The organism is Gluconobacter sp. P1D12_c (assembly GCF_018812105.1).
In the GTDB taxonomy this organism is placed as follows: Bacteria; Pseudomonadota; Alphaproteobacteria; order Acetobacterales; family Acetobacteraceae; genus Gluconobacter; species Gluconobacter oxydans_A.
This window is the reverse complement of record NZ_JACSIQ010000424.1, coordinates 1-469: the sequence shown is the minus strand read 5'-3', so window position 1 is coordinate 469 and position 469 is coordinate 1. Positions and strand designations below refer to the sequence as shown.

Genomic DNA, 469 nt, shown 5'->3' with positions numbered 1-469 from the left:
GCTCAAGAGCTTCTAAATCCTGACCAAAAACGAGAACCGGCTTGCCTGGATTTTCAACATGCAAACAGGCATCCGGATTTCTCCGGGTAGCCTCATCTATAGTCTCTTTAATATTCCACTTCTTAGACTTCGTTGCCTTGTCGGAAGGCTTTACAAGCACTTTACGACTCAGCATCTCAAAATGTGCGAATTGATAACTCATGACAACGATCCAAAAAATTTCTCGCAAATCGTTGAGAGTCTTCTTTTAAAATCATCAGACGTACAATTTTCCAAATCTAAATTATCGATACTCGAATACAAACCATCCTTGTCACATGCTTCTAAATCTTTAACCCAAAGGCGTATCTCATCTTTATTGTCATTAACAAAAACACACTCGTAACAAAAATCATCCTCGTCATCGTTCAAATATTCGTTGAATCTTAAAAAACCATATCCCCTGCTTTCTATGTAATCCAAAAACAAA

The 469-nt window shown here is 37.5% G+C and carries 2 protein-coding genes; both read right to left on the bottom strand.

Features of this window, described 5'->3' with window-relative positions:
* Positions 1–202, bottom strand: a 202-nt coding sequence (locus KP705_RS17485; RefSeq protein ID WP_215765199.1) for a hypothetical protein, incomplete at its 3' end; no start/stop codon positions are given.
* Positions 199–469, bottom strand: a 271-nt coding sequence (locus KP705_RS17480; RefSeq protein ID WP_215765198.1) for a hypothetical protein, incomplete at its 5' end; no start/stop codon positions are given. The genes KP705_RS17485 and KP705_RS17480, both read right to left, overlap by 4 nt.